Annotated in this window: 17 protein-coding genes; 4 read left to right on the forward strand and 13 right to left on the reverse strand. The window is 68.3% G+C overall.

The features are described from left to right. Positions 1–178: 178 nt before the first annotated feature. The 9 genes from tatC to dop form a co-directional block, all read right to left on the reverse strand. Positions 179–1,042 (reverse strand): twin-arginine translocase subunit TatC, encoded by an 864-nt coding sequence (gene tatC / locus SKC42_RS14545; protein WP_442932159.1) that lies wholly within the window; start codon positions 1,040–1,042, stop codon positions 179–181. Between the two features lie 139 nt (positions 1,043–1,181). Beyond that, entirely contained in the window at positions 1,182–1,448 is a 267-nt protein-coding gene (gene tatA / locus SKC42_RS14550; RefSeq protein WP_330965011.1) for a Sec-independent protein translocase subunit TatA, read from the reverse strand. A gap of 80 nt (positions 1,449–1,528) precedes the next feature. After that, entirely contained in the window at positions 1,529–2,503 is a 975-nt protein-coding gene (locus SKC42_RS14555; protein WP_330965012.1) for a helix-turn-helix transcriptional regulator, read from the reverse strand. Further along, positions 2,500–3,513 carry a helix-turn-helix transcriptional regulator gene (locus SKC42_RS14560; RefSeq protein ID WP_330965013.1) on the reverse strand — a complete coding sequence of 338 codons (1,014 nt, stop codon included), beginning with the start codon at positions 3,511–3,513 and terminating at the stop codon, positions 2,500–2,502. The genes SKC42_RS14555 and SKC42_RS14560 overlap by 4 nt, the downstream gene beginning before the upstream one ends. A 148-nt stretch (positions 3,514–3,661) precedes the next feature. Then, complete coding sequence (gene pafA / locus SKC42_RS14565; RefSeq protein WP_330965014.1) at positions 3,662–5,020, reverse strand: Pup--protein ligase; 1,359 nt, start codon at positions 5,018–5,020, stop codon at positions 3,662–3,664. Positions 5,021–5,202: 182 nt separating this feature from the next. Continuing rightward, positions 5,203–5,997 carry a proteasome subunit alpha gene (gene prcA, locus SKC42_RS14570; protein WP_330965015.1) on the reverse strand — a complete coding sequence of 265 codons (795 nt, stop codon included), beginning with the start codon at positions 5,995–5,997 and terminating at the stop codon, positions 5,203–5,205. Further along, positions 5,994–6,881, reverse strand: coding sequence for a proteasome subunit beta (gene prcB, locus SKC42_RS14575; RefSeq protein ID WP_330965016.1), 888 nt, complete (start codon positions 6,879–6,881; stop codon positions 5,994–5,996). The genes prcA and prcB overlap by 4 nt, the downstream gene beginning before the upstream one ends. After that, positions 6,878–7,072, reverse strand: coding sequence for a ubiquitin-like protein Pup (locus SKC42_RS14580; protein WP_330965017.1), 195 nt, complete (start codon positions 7,070–7,072; stop codon positions 6,878–6,880). The genes prcB and SKC42_RS14580 overlap by 4 nt, the downstream gene beginning before the upstream one ends. A 118-nt stretch (positions 7,073–7,190) precedes the next feature. Then, positions 7,191–8,699 (reverse strand): pup deamidase/depupylase, encoded by a 1,509-nt coding sequence (dop, locus tag SKC42_RS14585; protein WP_330965018.1) that lies wholly within the window; start codon positions 8,697–8,699, stop codon positions 7,191–7,193. A 138-nt stretch (positions 8,700–8,837) separates the two neighbouring features. On the opposite strand from dop, the gene SKC42_RS14590 reads away from it, so the two are divergent. Continuing rightward, entirely contained in the window at positions 8,838–9,482 is a 645-nt protein-coding gene (locus SKC42_RS14590) for a hypothetical protein (RefSeq protein ID WP_442932148.1), read from the forward strand. A 155-nt stretch (positions 9,483–9,637) separates the two neighbouring features. On the opposite strand, the gene arc is transcribed toward SKC42_RS14590, so the two are convergent. Next, a complete protein-coding gene (arc, locus tag SKC42_RS14595; protein ID WP_330965019.1) occupies positions 9,638–11,470 on the reverse strand; it encodes a proteasome ATPase in 1,833 nt (610 codons plus the stop codon). A gap of 296 nt (positions 11,471–11,766) precedes the next feature. Here arc and SKC42_RS14600 point away from each other — a divergent pair, with 296 nt between their 5' ends. Beyond that, complete coding sequence (locus SKC42_RS14600; protein ID WP_330965020.1) at positions 11,767–12,393, forward strand: hypothetical protein; 627 nt, start codon at positions 11,767–11,769, stop codon at positions 12,391–12,393. An 8-nt stretch (positions 12,394–12,401) separates the two neighbouring features. Continuing rightward, positions 12,402–12,701: a DUF503 domain-containing protein gene (locus tag SKC42_RS14605; protein WP_330965172.1), complete on the forward strand. Its 300-nt coding sequence runs from the start codon at positions 12,402–12,404 to the stop codon at positions 12,699–12,701. Between the two features lie 4 nt (positions 12,702–12,705). Here the strand turns inward: SKC42_RS14605 and trmI are convergent, their stop codons facing one another. Continuing rightward, the gene (gene trmI, locus SKC42_RS14610; protein ID WP_330965021.1) at positions 12,706–13,548 is read right to left on the reverse strand and encodes a tRNA (adenine(58)-N(1))-methyltransferase TrmI; all 843 of its coding nucleotides are present in this window, start codon (positions 13,546–13,548) and stop codon (positions 12,706–12,708) included. 73 nt (positions 13,549–13,621) lie between these two features. Here trmI and SKC42_RS14615 point away from each other — a divergent pair, with 73 nt between their 5' ends. Beyond that, positions 13,622–14,503, forward strand: coding sequence for a RecB family exonuclease (locus SKC42_RS14615; protein ID WP_330965022.1), 882 nt, complete (start codon positions 13,622–13,624; stop codon positions 14,501–14,503). A 218-nt stretch (positions 14,504–14,721) separates the two neighbouring features. Here SKC42_RS14615 and SKC42_RS14620 read toward each other — a convergent pair whose 3' ends face one another. Continuing rightward, a complete protein-coding gene (locus tag SKC42_RS14620) occupies positions 14,722–16,092 on the reverse strand; it encodes an FAD-containing oxidoreductase (RefSeq protein WP_330965023.1) in 1,371 nt (456 codons plus the stop codon). Next, positions 16,089–16,571 carry a DUF4126 domain-containing protein gene (locus tag SKC42_RS14625; RefSeq protein ID WP_330965024.1) on the reverse strand — a complete coding sequence of 161 codons (483 nt, stop codon included), beginning with the start codon at positions 16,569–16,571 and terminating at the stop codon, positions 16,089–16,091. The genes SKC42_RS14620 and SKC42_RS14625 overlap by 4 nt, the downstream gene beginning before the upstream one ends. Between the last annotated feature and the right edge of the window lie 41 nt (positions 16,572–16,612).

The raw sequence follows: 16,612 nt of genomic DNA on the forward strand, positions 1-16,612 counted from the left end.
CCAAAACGCCGGCATCCTCGAACGCAACACCACACTCGAACCCACAACACTCCTCAAGCCAAAAGGGGTGTTGCATCGATCCCTTGAAACCACCGGCGTGTCGGCGTACAAACACGCACGCTCGCGGGGACGACGGCGGGCGGCCGCCTCGCGGGGACGACGAGTGGCGTGGGCGGGGTTAGGTGACGTCGTCATGCTGACCGCCGGTGACCGAGGGCTCGGGGATCGGTGCGGGCGGCTCGATCATCGAGGCCTCGTCGTCGGGAATCTCGACCAGAGCTTCGCGCTTGGCCTTTCGCCGGTCGTGCACGCGGGAGATCTGGATCGCGAACTCGAGCAGCACCGACAGCGCCACACCGAGCGCGGTCATCGAGAAGGGGTCGGAGCCCGGCGTGAAGACGGCCGCGAACACGAACATGCCGAAGATCAGACCGCGCCGCCACGACTTGAGCCGCTCGTAGGTCACCACCCCGGCCATGTTGAGCATCGCGATCAGCAACGGGAATTCGAAGCTGACGCCGAACACCACCAGCAGGTTGATCAGGAAACCGAAATACCGGTCGCCCGACAGCGCGGTCACCTGCACGTCGCTGCCGACGGTCAACAGGAAGCCCAGCGCCTTGGACAGCACGAAGTACGCCAGCACGGCGCCCGCCACGAACAGCATCGCCGCGGGGATCACGAACGCGATCGCGAAACGGCGCTCCTTCTGATAGAGCCCGGGCGTGATGAACGCCCACAGCTGGTAGAACCAGACCGGGCAGGCCAGCACGACCCCGGCCGTCATCCCCACCTTCAGCCGCAGCATGAACTGGTCGAAGGGAGCCGTCGCCAGCAACCGGCACTGCCCGTTGGCGCTGATGCTCGCGCGCGCCGACTGCGGCAGCGAACAGTAGGGATGGCGCAACCACTCGCCGAGGCTCTCCAGGCCGAAGATTCCGTGCGAATACCAGAAGAACCCGAAGATCGTGGTGATCAGGATCGCGCCCAGGGCGATCAGCAACCGGGTGCGCAGCTCCGTCAGGTGGTCGACGAGCGACATCGTCGCGTCGGGATTGGTGCGGCTGCGACGCTGGCGGGGGTTGAGCCGCTTCAGCAGGCCGGCGGCGCGCGCTGAAATTCTGGGTGTGTTCACGAGGCTTGATCAGTGGCGCCCGGGCACCGCGCCGACGACTGCCGCGCTAAGCCGGGCGCGCTTCGCTGTGACCCTGCTCGCTCGTGGCCGGCGGGTCGACTCGCTGCGACTGCACGGGCTGCGGGGTGTCGGAGTTTGTTTGCAGGGAAGGCGCGTCCGTCTTGTTCTCGCTCTGCATTTCGCGGAGTTCGGACTTGAAGATGCGCATTGATTTGCCCAAGGAGCGCGCGGCATCGGGGAGCTTCTTGGCGCCGAACAGCAGGATCACTACGACAGCGAGGATCGCCCAGTGCCACGGACTAAGACTGCCCACTTTGATTACCTCCAGACGTCCACCCGATGCTACCGCAGCCGGGCGAACTGCCGGTGTGCCCGCGCCGCGCCGGAACCAGCTCACCCCTGGCGGGTGCCCTCGTAGGCCGCCAGTGCCTCCTGCGCCGCTTCCCGTACACGCTGTGCGAGCGACTGCGGTTCGAGCACCCGGACCGCCGAGCCGAAGCCCAGGACCAGCCGCGTCATCCAGTGCTCGGACGCGTAGGTCATGACGGCCTCGCACGAGCCGTCGGGCAGCTCGCGGACGTCGCGCATCGGGTAGTACTCCAGCATCCACGACGCCGAGGGCGCCACCCGCAGCGTCGCCGACGGCAGGGACGGGTCGCCGTCGAACAGCGAGGTGTCCGGCGGCGCCTGCAGCACCGGCTCGGGGGGCGCGGCCGGCTCGCCCGATTCGTTGGCGTCCACGATCCGGTCGAAGCGGAACAGCCGTACTCCCTCGGACTCGCGGGACCAGGCCTCGAGGTAACTCTGCCCGCCGATCAGCAACACCCGAATGGGATCGACGATCCGGCTCGTCAACGTGTCCCGGGACGCCGAGTAGTAGTCGATGATCAGCGCACGCTTTTGCCGGACGGCCGCCCGCACCGCGGCGGCGACTCGATCCTCGACGGGCGCGGGCTCGGCGGCGGCGGTCACCGACGCCACGGTGTCGCGCCCGACGGCGCCGGCGGCGGCCTCGATCTTGGCGATCGCGCTGCGCGCCGCCTCCGGATCGACCACGCCGGGGATGTCGGCGAGCGCGCGCAGCGCCACCAGCAGGCCGGTGGCCTCCGGAGAGGTGAGCTTGAGCGGCCGGTCGATGCCGGCCGAGAAGGTCACCTGAATCGTGTCGCCGGAGAATTCGAAATCGATGAGATCGCCCGGGAAGTAGCCGGGCAGGCCGCACATCCACAGCTGGTTGAGGTCATCTTCCAGCTGCTTGATCGACACGCCCAGGTCCGCGGCCGCCTCGGTGCGGGTGATCCGCGGATTGGCCTGGAAGTACGGAACCATGTTCAGCAGCCGGATCAGCCGGGTCGATACCGGAGTCACCGGGACTCCCCCATTCCCGCGTGGCCGCGCAGGCGGTCGAGCACGTCCTCGCGCAGGGAATCCGGTTCGAGCACGATGGCGTCCGCCCCGTATCCGGCGATGTCGCGCGCCAGTTGATCGGCGGCCCGGATGTCGAGCTCGATCACCTCGCCGTCACGGTCGCCGACTCGGCGCCCCTCCGCGGCTCGTGCCGCCCGGCGCAGGGCGGTGGCGCGCCCGTCGGCCACCCAGACCCGGGCCCGGCCGCCGGCCGGCGCCGCCGAGACGTCGGTGACTCTGTCGGCGACGATGTCCCGCAGGTTCACGCCGTCGGGGACGGTGACGGCGCCGACGGGGCCGACCGGCGCGACGTCCGCGCCGATCCGCGAGAGGCGGAACACGCGGATGTCGTCTCGATCGCGGTCGTGACCCACGAGGTACCAGCGGCCCCGGTGGGTGACCACGCCCCACGGTTCGACGGTGCGGGTGCTGTAGGGCTCGGCCCGTGACGATCGGTGCGGGAACTGCACCGCCTGCCCGGAGTCGATGGCGGACAAGAGGATTCCCAGGACGTCCTCGGAACCGCGCAGGCCGGGAACGCCGGACGGGGAGGCGATCGCCACCGGGGCGCCCGCGTCGAAGGGATCGACGTCGACCCCGGCGGCCCGCAGCTTGAGCAGGGCGCCCTGGGTGGCGGTGATCAGCTCCGGTGACTCCCACAACTGGGTGGCGACCGCCACCGCGGCCACCTCGTCGGGGGTGAGCTCGACGGGTGGCAGCGAGTACGCGTCGCGGTTGATCCGGTAGCCCTCGGTGGGATCCAGGGCGGACACCCGGCCGACCTCGAGCGGGATGCCGAGGTCACGCAATTCGTTCTTGTCGCGCTCGAACATCCGCGAGAACGCCTCGGCGCTCGGGCTGTCCGAATACCCGGCCACGGTGGACCTGATCTTCTCGGCGGTGACGTAGCCGCGGGTGGACAGCAGGGCGATGACGAGGTTCACCAGCCGTTCTACTTTGGAAGTCGCCATTGGCTAAAGGTTATCGCTGGCGCTCGTCCCTCGCGTGCACCGGCGGGCGAGTCGCATTTTTCACATTCGCCCCACGCGTCCCGAGTTGGCAGGGACCACAACTACACGAAAGTCGATATCACGTGGGTGTGACTGATAGGACCGATGGCTACATGCTGGCGATCAGCCGCTTGACCCGTTCGTCGACCGCGCGGAACGGGTCCTTGCACAGCACCGTCCGCTGCGCCTGGTCGTTGAGCTTGAGGTGCACCCAGTCGACCGTGAAGTCGCGGCCCGCCGCCTGGGCGGCGCTGATGAACTCGCCGCGCAGCCGGGCGCGGGTGGTCTGCGGCGGGGTGTCGACCGCCTCCGCGATCTCCTCGTCGGTGGTCACCCGCGCCGCCAGGCCCTTGCGCTGCAGCAGGTCGAAGACCCCGCGACCCCGCTTGATGTCGTGGTAGGCCAGGTCGAGCTGGGCGATCTTCGGGTCGGACAGCTCCATGTTGTAGCGGTCCTGATAGCGCTGGAACAGCTTGCGCTTGATGACCCAGTCGATCTCGGTGTCCACCTTGGCGAAGTCCTGGCTCTCGACCGCGTCGAGCTGGCGGCCCCACAGGTCGACGACCTGCTCGATCTGCGCGTTGGGCTCGCGGGTCTGCAGGTGCTCGACGGCCCGGCTGTAGTACTCGCGCTGGATGTCCAGGGCGCTGGCCTGCCGGCCGCCCGCCAGCCGCACCGGCCGGCGGCCCGTGGTGTCGTGGCTGACCTCCCGGATCGCGCGGATCGGGTTGTCCAGCGAGAAGTCGCGGAACGGCACCCCGGCCTCGATCATCTCGAGCACCAGCGCCGCGGTGCCCACCTTGAGCATCGTCGTCGTCTCGCACATGTTGGAATCGCCAACGATGACGTGCAGGCGCCGGTACTTCTCGGCGTCGGCGTGCGGCTCGTCGCGGGTGTTGATGATCGGCCTGCTGCGCGTGGTCGCCGAGGACACGCCCTCCCAGATGTGCTCGGCGCGCTGGGACAGGCAGAACGTCGCCGCCTTCGGGGTCTGTAGCACCTTGCCGGCACCGCAGATCAGTTGGCGGGTGACCAGGAACGGCAGCAGCACGTCGGAGATCCGGGAAAACTCCCCGGCCCGCACGATCAAATAGTTCTCGTGGCAGCCGTAGGAGTTGCCGGCCGAGTCGGTGTTGTTCTTGAACAGATAGATGTCGCCGCCGATGCCCTCGTCAGCGAGCCGCTGCTCGGCGTCGATGAGCAGGTCCTCGAGCACCCATTCCCCGGCCCGATCGTGGGTGACCAGCTGCACCAGGCTGTCACACTCGGCGGTGGCGTACTCGGGGTGGCTCCCCACGTCGAGGTAGAGGCGGGCCCCGTTACGCAAGAAAACGTTCGAACTGCGCCCCCACGACACCACCCGGCGGAACAGATAGCGGGCGACCTCGTCCGGACTCAGCCGACGATGACCGTGAAAGGTGCAGGTGACACCGAACTCGGTCTCGATGCCCATGATTCGTCGCTGCACGTAATCGAGGGTACTGGCTGTGGCCGCCTGTGGTGTGAAAGCGTCGCAGTAAGTGCCCGTTTTGGTTGAGTGAATGCCGCTGGAGCGGGCGGCGGCGCCGCTGATCGGGCATGACGGCACAGCAACCCACCGGCATCGCGGGGTTCCGACACGCCGCACGAGCGGCGGCGGCGCGGCGGGGGCTATTTCGCCGGCTTGCCCTCTTTGGAGCCTTTGTCCGAACCTGAGCCCGAACCCGAGCCTTTGTCCGAACCATTGCTCTGCGGCAACAGCGCGTCGAGCGCGGCGCCAGTGATCCGACGGAACGCGCGCCGCGGCCGGCTCGCGTCCAGGACGGCGACCTCCAAAGAGGCCACCCCCAGCGTGGGCTGATCGCTGGAAGAGCTCGACGAGTTGTCCGGGCTGCCCGCACGCAGCGCGTCGACCGCGATGCGCACGGCGTCGGCCAGGTCCGCGTTCTCGGTGTAGGTGTCCTTGAGGGCGGTGGCGATCGGCTCCGTCGTCCCGCCCATCACCACGAAATGCGGCTCGTCGGCGATCGACCCGTCATACAGGATCCGGTAGAGCTCGGGCGGCTTGGTCTCGCCGTAGTGCGCGACCTCGGCGACACACAACTCGACCTCGTAGGGCTTGGCCTGCTCGGTGAAGATGGTGCCCAGCGTCTGAGCGTAGACGTTGGCCAGCTGCCTGCCGGTGACGTCGCGCCGGTCGTAGGCGTAGCCGCGGGTGTCGGCGAACTGGATTCCGCCGCGGCGCAGGTTGTCGAACTCGTTGAACTTGCCGGCTGCAGCGAAGCCCACGCGATCGTAGAGTTCGCTGATCTTCTGCAGCGACCGCGACGGGTTCTCCGCGACGAACAGCACGCCACCCGCATAGGCCAGCGCGACCACGCTGCGGCCGCGGGCGATGCCCTTGCGCGCGAGCTCGCTGCGCTCGCGCATCGCCTGTTCGGGCGAAATGAAATACGGGAAGCTCACTTATCCCCTCGCGACTCGGCGTCGGAGCCGAATGTATCGGCGCGCGAACGACTTTCGATGACCTGACGGGCCAGTTCGGCGATGCGGCTCTCCGGCACGTCGGCGGCGCCTTCGGCGCCGATGGTGACCGCCGTCGGGTAGATACCGCGGACCAGATCCGGTCCGCCGGTTGCCGAGTCGTCGTCGGCGGCGTCGTACAGCGCCTCCACGGCCACGCGCACCGCGGAATCGGCGTCCGTCACTTGCGAGTACAGCTTCTTGATCGACGACTTCGCGAAGATCGATCCCGACCCCACCGACTGGTAGCCCTCTTCTTCCAGGTTCCAGCCGCCGGCGGCGTCGAACGACACGATGCGGCCGGCGCTCTGCGGATCGGAGGCGTGGATGTCGTAGCCCGCCAACAGCGGGAGCGCCACCAGGCCCTGCATCGCGGCCGCCAGGTTGCCGCGGACCATGATGGCGAGCCGGTTCACCTTGCCGGCGAACGTGAGCGGCACGCCCTCGAGCTTCTCGTAGTGCTCGAGCTCCACCGCGTAAAGGCGCGCGAACTCCACGGCGATCGCGGCGGTACCCGCGATCCCCGTGGCGGTGTAGTCGTCGGTGATGTACACCTTCTTGACGTCGCGCCCGGCGATCATGTTGCCCCGCGTCGAGCGCCGGTCACCCGCGAGGACGACACCGCCCGGGTATTTCAGCGCGACGATCGTGGTGCCGTGCGGCAGTTGCGCGCCAGCCCCACCGGGATGATGGCCGCCGCCGAGGTTCGTCGGCAGCAGCTCGGGCGCCTCGCGGCGCAGGTAGTCGGCGAACGACGACAGATTTACTGCCGAGTTTCCCGAGAGAGCGAAATTGGTGGACAGGCGATCAGAGAACGACCAGGTCACTGTCCGCCCTTTTGGACATACGCGCGGACGAAGTCCTCGGCGTTCTCCTCAAGGACGTCGTCGATCTCGTCGAGCAGGTCGTCGGTGTCTTCGGCCAGCTTCTCGCGGCGCTCCTGGCCCGCGGCGGTGCTGCCGGCGAGCTCGTCGTCATCGCCGCCTCCACCACCACGCTTGGTCTGCTCCTGAGCCATAGCCGCCTCCTGCTTTCGGTGAATCTCATCAGCGGCCAGTTTGGTTACTTAACCGAACTGCCCGCTGGTCTTTCCCTACCCTACCGGTCGACCCCGACGTTTCCCCGCCGAACCGGGCTTAGCTGGTGAGTTGCTCCACCAGTTCGACGGCGCTGTCGACCGAGTCCAGCAGCGCGCCGACGTGCGCCTTACTGCCCCGCAGCGGCTCCAGGGTCGGGATGCGGACCAGCGAATCGCCGCCGAGGTCGAAGATCACGGAGTCCCAGCTGGCGGCGGCGATGTCGGCGCCGAAACGCCGCAGGCACTCCCCGCGGAAGTAGGCGCGCGTGTCGGTCGGCGGATTGTCGACGGCCTCGAGCACCTGGTGCTCGCTCACCAGACGCTTCATCGACCCGCGTGCCACCAGCCGGTTGTAGAGGCCTTTGTCGAGCCGGACGTCGGAATATTGCAGATCGACCAGGTGCAGCCGGGGCGCCGACCAGCTCAGGTTCTCCCGCTGCCGGAAGCCTTCGAGCAAGCGCAACTTGGCCGGCCAGTCGAGCAATTCCGCGCACTCCATCGGGTCGCGCTCGAGCAGATCGAGCACATCGGCCCAGGTTTCGACGATGTGCGACGCGCGCGGATCGGGGTCCCGGCCGTCGACCAGCTTTGCCGCGCGGTCGAGATAAATCCGTTGCAGCGCAAGGGCGGTCATCTCACGACCGTCCGCCAGGGCGACGGCGACCCGCAGCGACGGGTCGCGGCTGATCGCGTGGACGGCGTGCACCGGCCGGGCCAGCGCCAGGTCGCTCAGGTCGATCCCGTGGGCCGGGCCGTCCTCGATCAGGTCCAGCACCAGCGCGGTGGTGCCCAGCTTCAGGTAGGTCGAGGTCTCGGCGAGGTTGGCGTCACCGATGATCACGTGCAGGCGGCGGTACCGGTCGGCGTCGGCGTGCGGTTCGTCGCGGGTGTTGATGATGCCGCGCTTGAGCGTGGTCTCCAGCCCGACCTCGACCTCGATGTAATCGGAGCGCTGCGACAGCTGGAAGCCGGGCTCGTCGCCCGAGGGGCCGATGCCGACGCGGCCGGAGCCCGTCACGACCTGCCGGGACACCAGGAACGGGGTGAGCCCCGCGATGATCGCGGAGAACGGCGTCTGCCGCGACATCAGGTAGTTCTCGTGCGCCCCATACGAGGCGCCCTTGCCATCGACGTTGTTCTTGTAGAGCTGCAGCTTGGCGGACCCCGGCACGCTGGCGACGTGCCTGGCGGCGGCCTCCATCACCCTTTCGCCGGCCTTGTCCCAGATGACGGCGTCAAGGGCGTCCGCACACTCGGGCGCGGAATACTCCGGGTGCGCGTGGTCGACGTAGAGACGGGCGCCGTTGGTCAGGATCATGTTGGCCGCGCCGACCTCGTCGGCGTCGACCACCGGCGGCGGCCCCGCCGAGCGGCTCAGGTCGAACCCGCGAGCGTCGCGCAGCGGCGATTCCACCTCGTAGTCCCAGCGGGTGCGTTTGGCCCGCTGGATGCCGGCGGCGGCCGCGTAGGCCAGCACCGCCTGCGTCGACGTGAGGATCGGGTTGGCGGTCGGGTCGGACGGCGACGAGATGCCGTACTCGACCTCCGTCCCGATAATCCGTTGCATGGCACCAGCCTAGGCCCGCCGAGGAGCCGGCCCGTGATGCGGGGCGGTGCGAACGGGTCAGCGGCGAACCGCGACCGCGGGGCCGCGGCAGCCGCGTGCCCTGTTGACGCAAACCGGCCCAGTGATTAACTTCACCGTGTGTCCGCCCCCGAATCAGGTCCCATAGTTCGCGAACCGACCGACGACCTGTCCGGGAAGCGTTATGGCGAGGTGCTTCTGGTGACCCCCGGCGAGGCGGGCCCGCAGGCAACGGTCTACAACAGCTTCCCCCTCAACGACTGCCCCGAGGAGCTGTGGCGCGAGCTCGACGCTCAGGCCATCGCCAAGGAGAACGGCGCCGCCACGGCGTTGCTCAACGGCCCGCGCTACTGGCTGATGAACGCCATCGAGAAGCAGACCCGCGGACCGCAGATCACGAAGACCTTCGGCGGCATCGAGATGATCATGCAGGCGACCGTGCTGCTGTCCTCGATGAACCCCGTCCCGTACACGGTCAACCAGGTCAGCCGCCACACCGTCTTCGTCTTCAATGCCGGCGAAGAGGTCTATGAGCTGCAGGACCCGCACGGACAGCACTGGGTGATGCAGACCTGGAGCCAGGTCGCGGACCCCAACCTGTCGCGGGCCGACCTGCCCAAGCTGGGCGAGCGGCTCAAGCTGCCCGACGGGTGGTCCTACCAGCCGCGCGTGCTCACCAGCGAGCTGCGCGTCGACACCACGTCGCGCGCCGCCTGCGTGCTGCAGGACGACCTGACGAACAGCTACTCACTGGTCACGGCCTGAGGGGCCCGCAGCCTTCTTCTTCTTTCGCCGAGCGAGCGTGTTTGTACGCCGACACGCCGTGCGGGGCGTCATTTTGCGCACGCTCGCGGGGCCCCGCGGCGGGTACCTGGCGGCCTCGCCACCACGCTGAGGCGCGCCGGCGAGGCCCCAGACCGCTACAGGTACTGACCCAGGTTGGACTCGGTGTCGATGGCCCGAGACGCGCTCGACGACTTGCCGGTGACCAGCGTGCGGATGTAGACGATCCGCTCGCCCTTCTTGCCCGAGATTCGCGCCCAGTCGTCGGGGTTGGTGGTGTTGGGCAGGTCCTCATTCTCGGCGAACTCGTCGACGATCGAGTCGAGCAGGTGCTGGATGCGCAGACCGGGCTGCCCGGTCTCCAACACCGACTTGATCGCGTTCTTCTTCGCGCGGTCGACGACGTTCTGGATCATCGCCCCGGAGTTGAAGTCCTTGAAGTACATGACTTCCTTGTCACCGTTGGCGTAGGTGACCTCCAGGAATCGGTTGTCGTCGATCTCGGCGTACATCCGTTCGACGACCTTCTCGATCATCGCGTGGATGCAGGCCGCTCGGTCACCGTCGAACTCGGCGAGGTCGTCGGCGTGCACCGGCAGCGACTCGGTCAGGTACTTCGAGAAGATGTCCTGTGCCGCTTCGGCATCCGGCCGCTCGATCTTGATCTTCACGTCCAGCCGGCCCGGCCGCAGGATCGCCGGGTCGATCATGTCCTCGCGGTTGGAGGCGCCGATCACGATGACGTTCTCGAGCCCCTCCACGCCGTCGATCTCGCTCAGCAGCTGCGGGACCACGGTGGTTTCCACGTCCGACGAGACGCCGGTGCCGCGGGTGCGGAAAATCGAGTCCATCTCGTCGAAGAACACGATCACCGGCGTTCCCTCGGACGCCTTCTCACGGGCGCGCTGGAAAATCAGCCGGATGTGGCGTTCCGTCTCACCCACGAACTTGTTGAGTAGCTCGGGGCCCTTGATGTTCAAGAAGTACGACTTGGCCTCGCGGGCGTCGTCGCCGCGCACCTCGGCCATTTTCTTGGCGAGCGAGTTCGCCACCGCCTTGGCGATGAGCGTCTTCCCACAGCCGGGCGGCCCGTAGAGCAGCACGCCTTTGGGCGGGCGCAGCGCATACTCGCGGTAGAGCTCCTTGTGCAGAAACGGCAGCTCGACGGCGTCGCGGATCTGTTCGATCTGGCGCGTCAGGCCCCCGATGTCGAGGTAGCTGACGTCGGGCACCTCCTCGAGCACCAGGTCCTCGACCTCGGCCTTCGGGATGCGCTCGAACGCGTAGCCGGCCTTGGTGTCGACCAGCAGGGAGTCGCCGGGCCGCAGCTTTCGCGGCCGAGTGTCGTCGTTGAGAGCGTCGGGCGGCTGGTTGTCCGGCAGGTCCGGCGCGACCAGGGGCTCAGCCAGCCAGACGATGCGCTCCTCGTCGGCGTGGCCGACGACGAGCGCGCGGTGGCCATCGGCCAGGAGCTCGCGCAGCGTGGAGATCTCGCCGACCGATTCATACGTGCCCGCCTCGACGACGGTCAGGGCCTCGTTGAGACGGACGGTCTGCCCCTTGCGCAGGACCGAGACGTCGATGTTCGGTGAGCACGTCAGCCGCATCTTGCGACCCGAGGTGAACACGTCGACCGTGTCGTCCTCGTGCGTGGAGAGCAGGACGCCGTAACCGCTCGGCGGCTGACCGAGCCGGTCGACCTCCTCGCGCAGCGCCAGCAGCTGCTGACGCGCCTCCTTGAGGGTGTCCATCAACTTGGAGTTGCGCGCCGCAAGCGAATCGATGCGGGCCTCCAGCTGGTGCACATCGCGCACGGAGCGGGCGCTGCCGTTCGCTTCCGCCGCGCTCTCCAGTTGCTCGCGCAGCAGTGCCGCCTCGCGGCGTAGTTGTTCCAATTCGGCAGCTTCGCCGCTGGACATGCTGGACTCGCGGGGGGTACCGAATGCTTCAGAACGCTCTGAGCCACCCATGTTGCGCTCCTTTCCCACCCCGAATTGGTGTGGATACCTCAAAGCTACCGGCGATTGGCGGTTCATGTGCGCAGTCAAATACCCACGAAAAGTTAAGACTTTCGTCACGCTGGTAAATTCGGCGACGAATCGTGTTGATCGAAAGGGCTCAGAGGGAACGCAGTGACCGCAAAGTGCCTCTCCACAGGCTCATCCGGCCACTCCGACATTGGGATGGTGGCCGTCGCTGTGACTTCCGTTGCACCCGTTAGCCCGACATCAGTGATTACCCGCCCGTAACCCGGCTGACCGTCTGGATGCCCCGACACCCTTCCTTGAAGCTGATCGCCGCCGCAGCCCTGGCGGCGTTCGCGCTGGCGGGATGTTCGGCGAGTGAGCCCAAGATCGAGTCGTCGCCCTCGACGCCGGCGCCGCCCGCCACTTCCATCCCGGTCGCAGCTCCCCCGACCGCCCCACTGCCGGGCCCCGAAGCCCTCAATGCGGTGCTCACCCGGCTCGCCGATCCGAACGTGCCGGGCACCGAGAAGGTGAGCCTGGTCGAGGGCGCGACGCCCGAGAACGCGGGCACCCTGGACAAGTTCGTGAGCGCGCTGCGCGACAACGGCTATCTGCCCATGACGTTCGCGGCCAACAACGTCGCCTGGTCGGACAAGAACCCGTCCCACGTGATGGCCAGCGTCACGGTCAACACGGCGCAGCCGAACAACCCGAACTTCACCTTCCCGATGGAGTTCGCCCCGTTCCAGGGCGGCTGGCAGTTGTCCCGGCGGACCGCCGAAATGCTGTTGGCGCTGGGCAAGTCGCCGGCCGCGCCGCCAAGTTCCGCTCCGCAGCCGCCCGGCCCACCGTTGCCACCGCCGCCCGAACCCGTTCCGCCGCCGACGTCGTCCGAACCCGCCGCGACTCCACCTCCACCGGGTTGACCGGCGGGATGTGGATCGGCTGGCTGGAGTTCGACGTGCTGCTGGGCGATGTCCGATCACTGAAACAGAAGCGGTCGTTCATCCGTCCCGTGGTCGCCGAGCTGCAGCGGAAGTTGAGCGTGTCGGCGGCGGAGACCGGCGCGCACGAACTGTATCGGCGGGCCGGCATCGGGGTGGCGATGGTCTCCGGGGACCGCGGCCATGCGGTTGACGTGCTGGACGCGGCCGAACGCCTGGTCGCCGGCCATCCCGAGTTCGAGCTGTTGTCGGTCCGTCGCTCGCTGCTGCGCAGCGACGATCTGACCTGAGCACCTAGCCGTCGCGCCCCACGCGCTTGCGGCCCAGCGGGGCCGGTGCGACGGCGCCGGGCGCGAGTCGCCGGGTGAACACCAGGAAGGCGGTGTGTCCGCGCATCGAATGCTGAGGTCGCACCGCCAGGCCGACGACGTTCCAGCCGCGCTGCAACGTCTCCCAGGACCGGGGTTCGGTCCAGCACTGCTGGGCCCGCAGCGCCTCAACGGCCCGCGACAGCTGGGTGACGGTGGCGACGTAGATGATCAGCACGCCGCCGGGAACGAGCAGCCGCGCCACGGAGTCGAGCACCTCCCAGGGGGCGAGCATGTCCAGGACGGCACGGTCGAAGGAGCCGTCCGGTAGGTCGGAGTCCGCGAGATCGCCGACGATCAGCTGCCAGTTGTCGGGCGGCCCGCCGAAGAACACCGAGACGTTGCGCCGGGCGTGCTCGGCGTGGTCGGCGCGCGCCTCGTAGGACACCACCCGTCCCGCCGGCCCCACGCTGCGCAACAGTGACAGGGTCAGGGCACCCGACCCGGCCCCGGCCTCCAGCACCCGGGCGCCCGGAAAGATGTCGCCCTCGTGAACGATCTGCGCCGCGTCCTTCGGATAGATCACCTGCGGGCCGCGGGGCATTGACATCACGTAGTCGACCAAAAGGGGACGCAGCACCAGGAACAGCGCGCCGTTGCTGGACTTCACGACGCTGCCCTGTTCCAGGCCGATCAGGCTGTCGTGGGGGATGGAGCCGCGATGGGTATGAAACTCGACGCCCTCGGTGAGGACCATCGTGTAGTGCCGCCCCTTGGCGTCGGTGAGCTGGACGCGTTCCCCCGCGGTGAAAGGGCCGGTATCGGACACGGCGTCCAGCGTGCCAGTCGACGCGCCGCGTCGGCTGGCCGGGGTTGTCGGTCCCCGGTCCTAAGCTGCCGACATGACCGTCCTGCAGGTGGAGACCACGCCACATCCGGCTGCAGAGCCGCCCGCGAAGCCGGTATCGAAACCTGCGCTGTCCCCGTCGCGCGCCGCGGACTTCAAGCAATGCCCGCTGCTCTATCGCTTCCGGGCGATCGACCGGCTGCCGGAGGCACCGTCCCCGGCGCAGCTGCGCGGGTCGGTGGTGCACTCCGCGCTCGAGCAGCTCTACGGCCTGCCCGCGGCCCAGCGCGGTCCCGATACGGCGGCGACGCTGGTGGAGGCGGCGTGGGACAAGGTGATCGCCACCGAGCCCGACCTCGCTGGCCAGTTCGACGCCGGCCAGCGAACCGAGCTGCTGGCCGAGGCGCGCGCGCTGCTGGCCGGGTACTACCGGCTCGAAGACCCGACCCGGTTCGACCCGCAGTGCTGCGAAGAACGCGTGGAAGTGGAACTTGCCGACGGCACGCTCCTGCGCGGCTTCATCGACCGCATCGACGTCGCCGCGACGGGGGAACTGCGAGTGGTCGATTACAAGACGGGCAAGGCGCCGCCGGCCGCGCGGGCGCTGGCGGAGTTCAAAGCGATGTTCCAGATGAAGTTCTATGCGGTTGCGCTGCTGCGGTCACGCGGTGTGAAACCCGCGCGTTTGCGGCTGATCTACCTGGCCGACGGCCAGGTGTTGGACTATTCGCCGGATCACGATGAACTGCTGCGCTTCGAGAAGACGCTGATCGCGATCTGGCGCGCCATCCAATCGGCGGGCCAGACGGGCGATTTCCGCCCCAGCCAGTCCCGGTTGTGTGACTGGTGCCCGCATCAGCAGCACTGCCCGCTCTTCGGCGGCACTCCCCCGCCCTATCCCGGCTGGCCGGAGGCGGCTGGAACCCTGGCGGTTTGACGCCGCACTGGCTTGCCCGGTTCCACGGGCTCACGATCACTGCGGGTTCATTGACCCGCCGAACGTGGGTGCTACGCAGGAAAATTCGGCGAAATTGGTACGCGGCACCCACGTTCGGCGCGGGAGCGCGCCGCGCCCGGCCTCGCCGCGCTTGCGATCGCCACTACCTCAACAGCGGCGACCCGCCGCGCCCGGCCTCGCCGCGCTTGCGATCGCCACTACGCGAGCGGTGACATCTCCTGCAGCATGGTGGGAATCAGCTCGCTGACGGTGGGATGGATGTGCATTGTGCGCGACAGCGTCGTGTACGGCGCCTTGGCCGACATAACGTCCAGGATGGCGTGAACGGCCTCGTCACCCCCCACCCCGAAGATCGCGGCCCCGAGGATCTCGTGGGTGTCCGCATCGACCACGACTTTCATGAAGCCTTCCGTCTCCCCCTTTTCCACCGCCCTGCCGACCCTGGTCATCGGCCGCTTGCCGGCCAGCGCCCTGCGGCCCGAAGCGCGGACCTGGTCGACGGTCATGCCGGCCCGGCCCAGCGGCGGGTCGATGTAGAGGGCGTAGGCGGTGATGCGGTCGCTCACGCGCCGCGGGTCGTCGTCGAGCAGATTGGCGGCGACGATCTCGAAGTCGTTGTAAGAGGTGTGGGTGAACGCCCCCTTGCCGTTGCAGTCGCCCATCGCCCAGATGTGGTCGACGCTCGTCTTGAGCTGATCATCGACCACGATGTAGCCACGCCCATCGGTCTGCACACCGGCCGCGTCGAGGCCCAGGTCGTCGGTGTTGGGCCGCCGCCCCACCGCCAGCAGCAGGTGACTGCCGGCAATGGCGTCGGCGCCGGCGCGTGGAGTCAGCTCGAATCCGTTGGCGGACTTGCAGACTCGCACTTCATCGGCGTTCACGATGACGTCGATACCCTCGGCCTCCAGGATCTCCCGCACGGTGGCCGACACGTCCTCGTCTTCGCGGGACGCCAGCCGCGAGCCCCGCTCGACGACGGTCACCCGGGCCCCGAAGCGTCGGTACATCTGGGCGAACTCCAGCGCGATGTAGCTGCCCCCCACGATGACGAGATGCTCTGGCAGACTGTCGAGTTCGAGGATCGACACGTTGGTCAGGTATTCCACGTCGGACAGCCCGGGGATGTCCGGGACGACCGCACGGCCCCCGACATTGAGGAAGATGCGGTCGGCCTTCACCACTGTTTCGCCGACCTGAAGGGTGTGCGGGTCCTCGAAACGGGCATGCCCGCGAAAGACGGTGCAGCCCTCCATGCCGTCGAGCCAGCCTTCGATGCCGGCGCGGTCGGCGAGCATGATCTCGTCCTTGCGCGCCTTAACCTTCGCCATATCCACACTGATGGTCCCGGTCCGCACCCCGTACTCGGCGCCGCGCCGCGCCAAGTGGGCGGCGTAAGCGCTGGCCACGAGCGTCTTCGTCGGGATGCATCCGGTGTTGACGCAGGTCCCGCCGAAGAGCTTGCGCTCGACCACGGCGACGCGCTGCCCGGCAGCGGTCAGCCGGCCGGCGAGCGGGGGCCCGGCCTGCCCGGCGCCGACGATGATCGCATCGAAATGCTCTGTCACAGGCTGGCCGTCACGGCGAGGATCGCGAAACCTCCCAAGATCGCGATCGCGTCCTCGAGCAGCGCGATCGGCAGGTCCTGGCCGTCACGGGCGGCGACCAGCCGCCGCCGGGCGTGGAAGCCGCCGAGGGTGCCGAGCACCGCGCCGATCACACCAGCGCCCAGCGAGCTGAAGGTGTAGTGCCACGCGGCCCCGATGACCGCGCCGGCGAACGCGCCCATCACGATCCGGGCGGCGAACGAGGGCGGCGCGGTACGGGCCGGGGTCTGCGGCAGCTTGTCGGCGACCAGTTCGCCGATCGCCAGAACGGTCAGCACCAAGACCGTGATGATGTTGGCGACCCACGACGCCCACGTGGCGTGCAGGTTGATCCATCCGAGAAAGCCCGCCCAGGCGACGACCGCGGGAGCGGTGAGCGAGCGCAGGCCGGCGACGACGCCAATCAGCAACGCCATCAACAGAACCAGAGCGTGTGTCACGAGAGCCTCCTAGGGGTGAACAGCCCGGCGACGATCAGGGC

Source organism: Mycobacterium sp. 050134 (assembly GCF_036409085.1).
Taxonomy (GTDB): Bacteria; Actinomycetota; Actinomycetes; order Mycobacteriales; family Mycobacteriaceae; genus Mycobacterium.

What these genes read in the sequence shown, in the direction of transcription:
- tatC (WP_442932159.1), bottom strand. Translation starts at nt 1,042, where the DNA reads ATGTCGCTCGTCGACCACCTGACGGAGCTGCGCACCCGGTTGCTGATC.
- SKC42_RS14605 (WP_330965172.1), top strand. Translation starts at nt 12,402, where the DNA reads ATGTGGATCGGCTGGCTGGAGTTCGACGTGCTGCTGGGCGATGTCCGA.
- arc (WP_330965019.1), bottom strand. Translation starts at nt 11,470, where the DNA reads ATGGGTGGCTCAGAGCGTTCTGAAGCATTCGGTACCCCCCGCGAGTCC.
- SKC42_RS14615 (WP_330965022.1), top strand. Translation starts at nt 13,622, where the DNA reads ATGACCGTCCTGCAGGTGGAGACCACGCCACATCCGGCTGCAGAGCCG.
- SKC42_RS14560 (WP_330965013.1), bottom strand. Translation starts at nt 3,513, where the DNA reads ATGGCGACTTCCAAAGTAGAACGGCTGGTGAACCTCGTCATCGCCCTG.
- dop (WP_330965018.1), bottom strand. Translation starts at nt 8,699, where the DNA reads ATGCAACGGATTATCGGGACGGAGGTCGAGTACGGCATCTCGTCGCCG.
- SKC42_RS14580 (WP_330965017.1), bottom strand. Translation starts at nt 7,072, where the DNA reads ATGGCTCAGGAGCAGACCAAGCGTGGTGGTGGAGGCGGCGATGACGAC.
- SKC42_RS14600 (WP_330965020.1), top strand. Translation starts at nt 11,767, where the DNA reads ATGCCCCGACACCCTTCCTTGAAGCTGATCGCCGCCGCAGCCCTGGCG.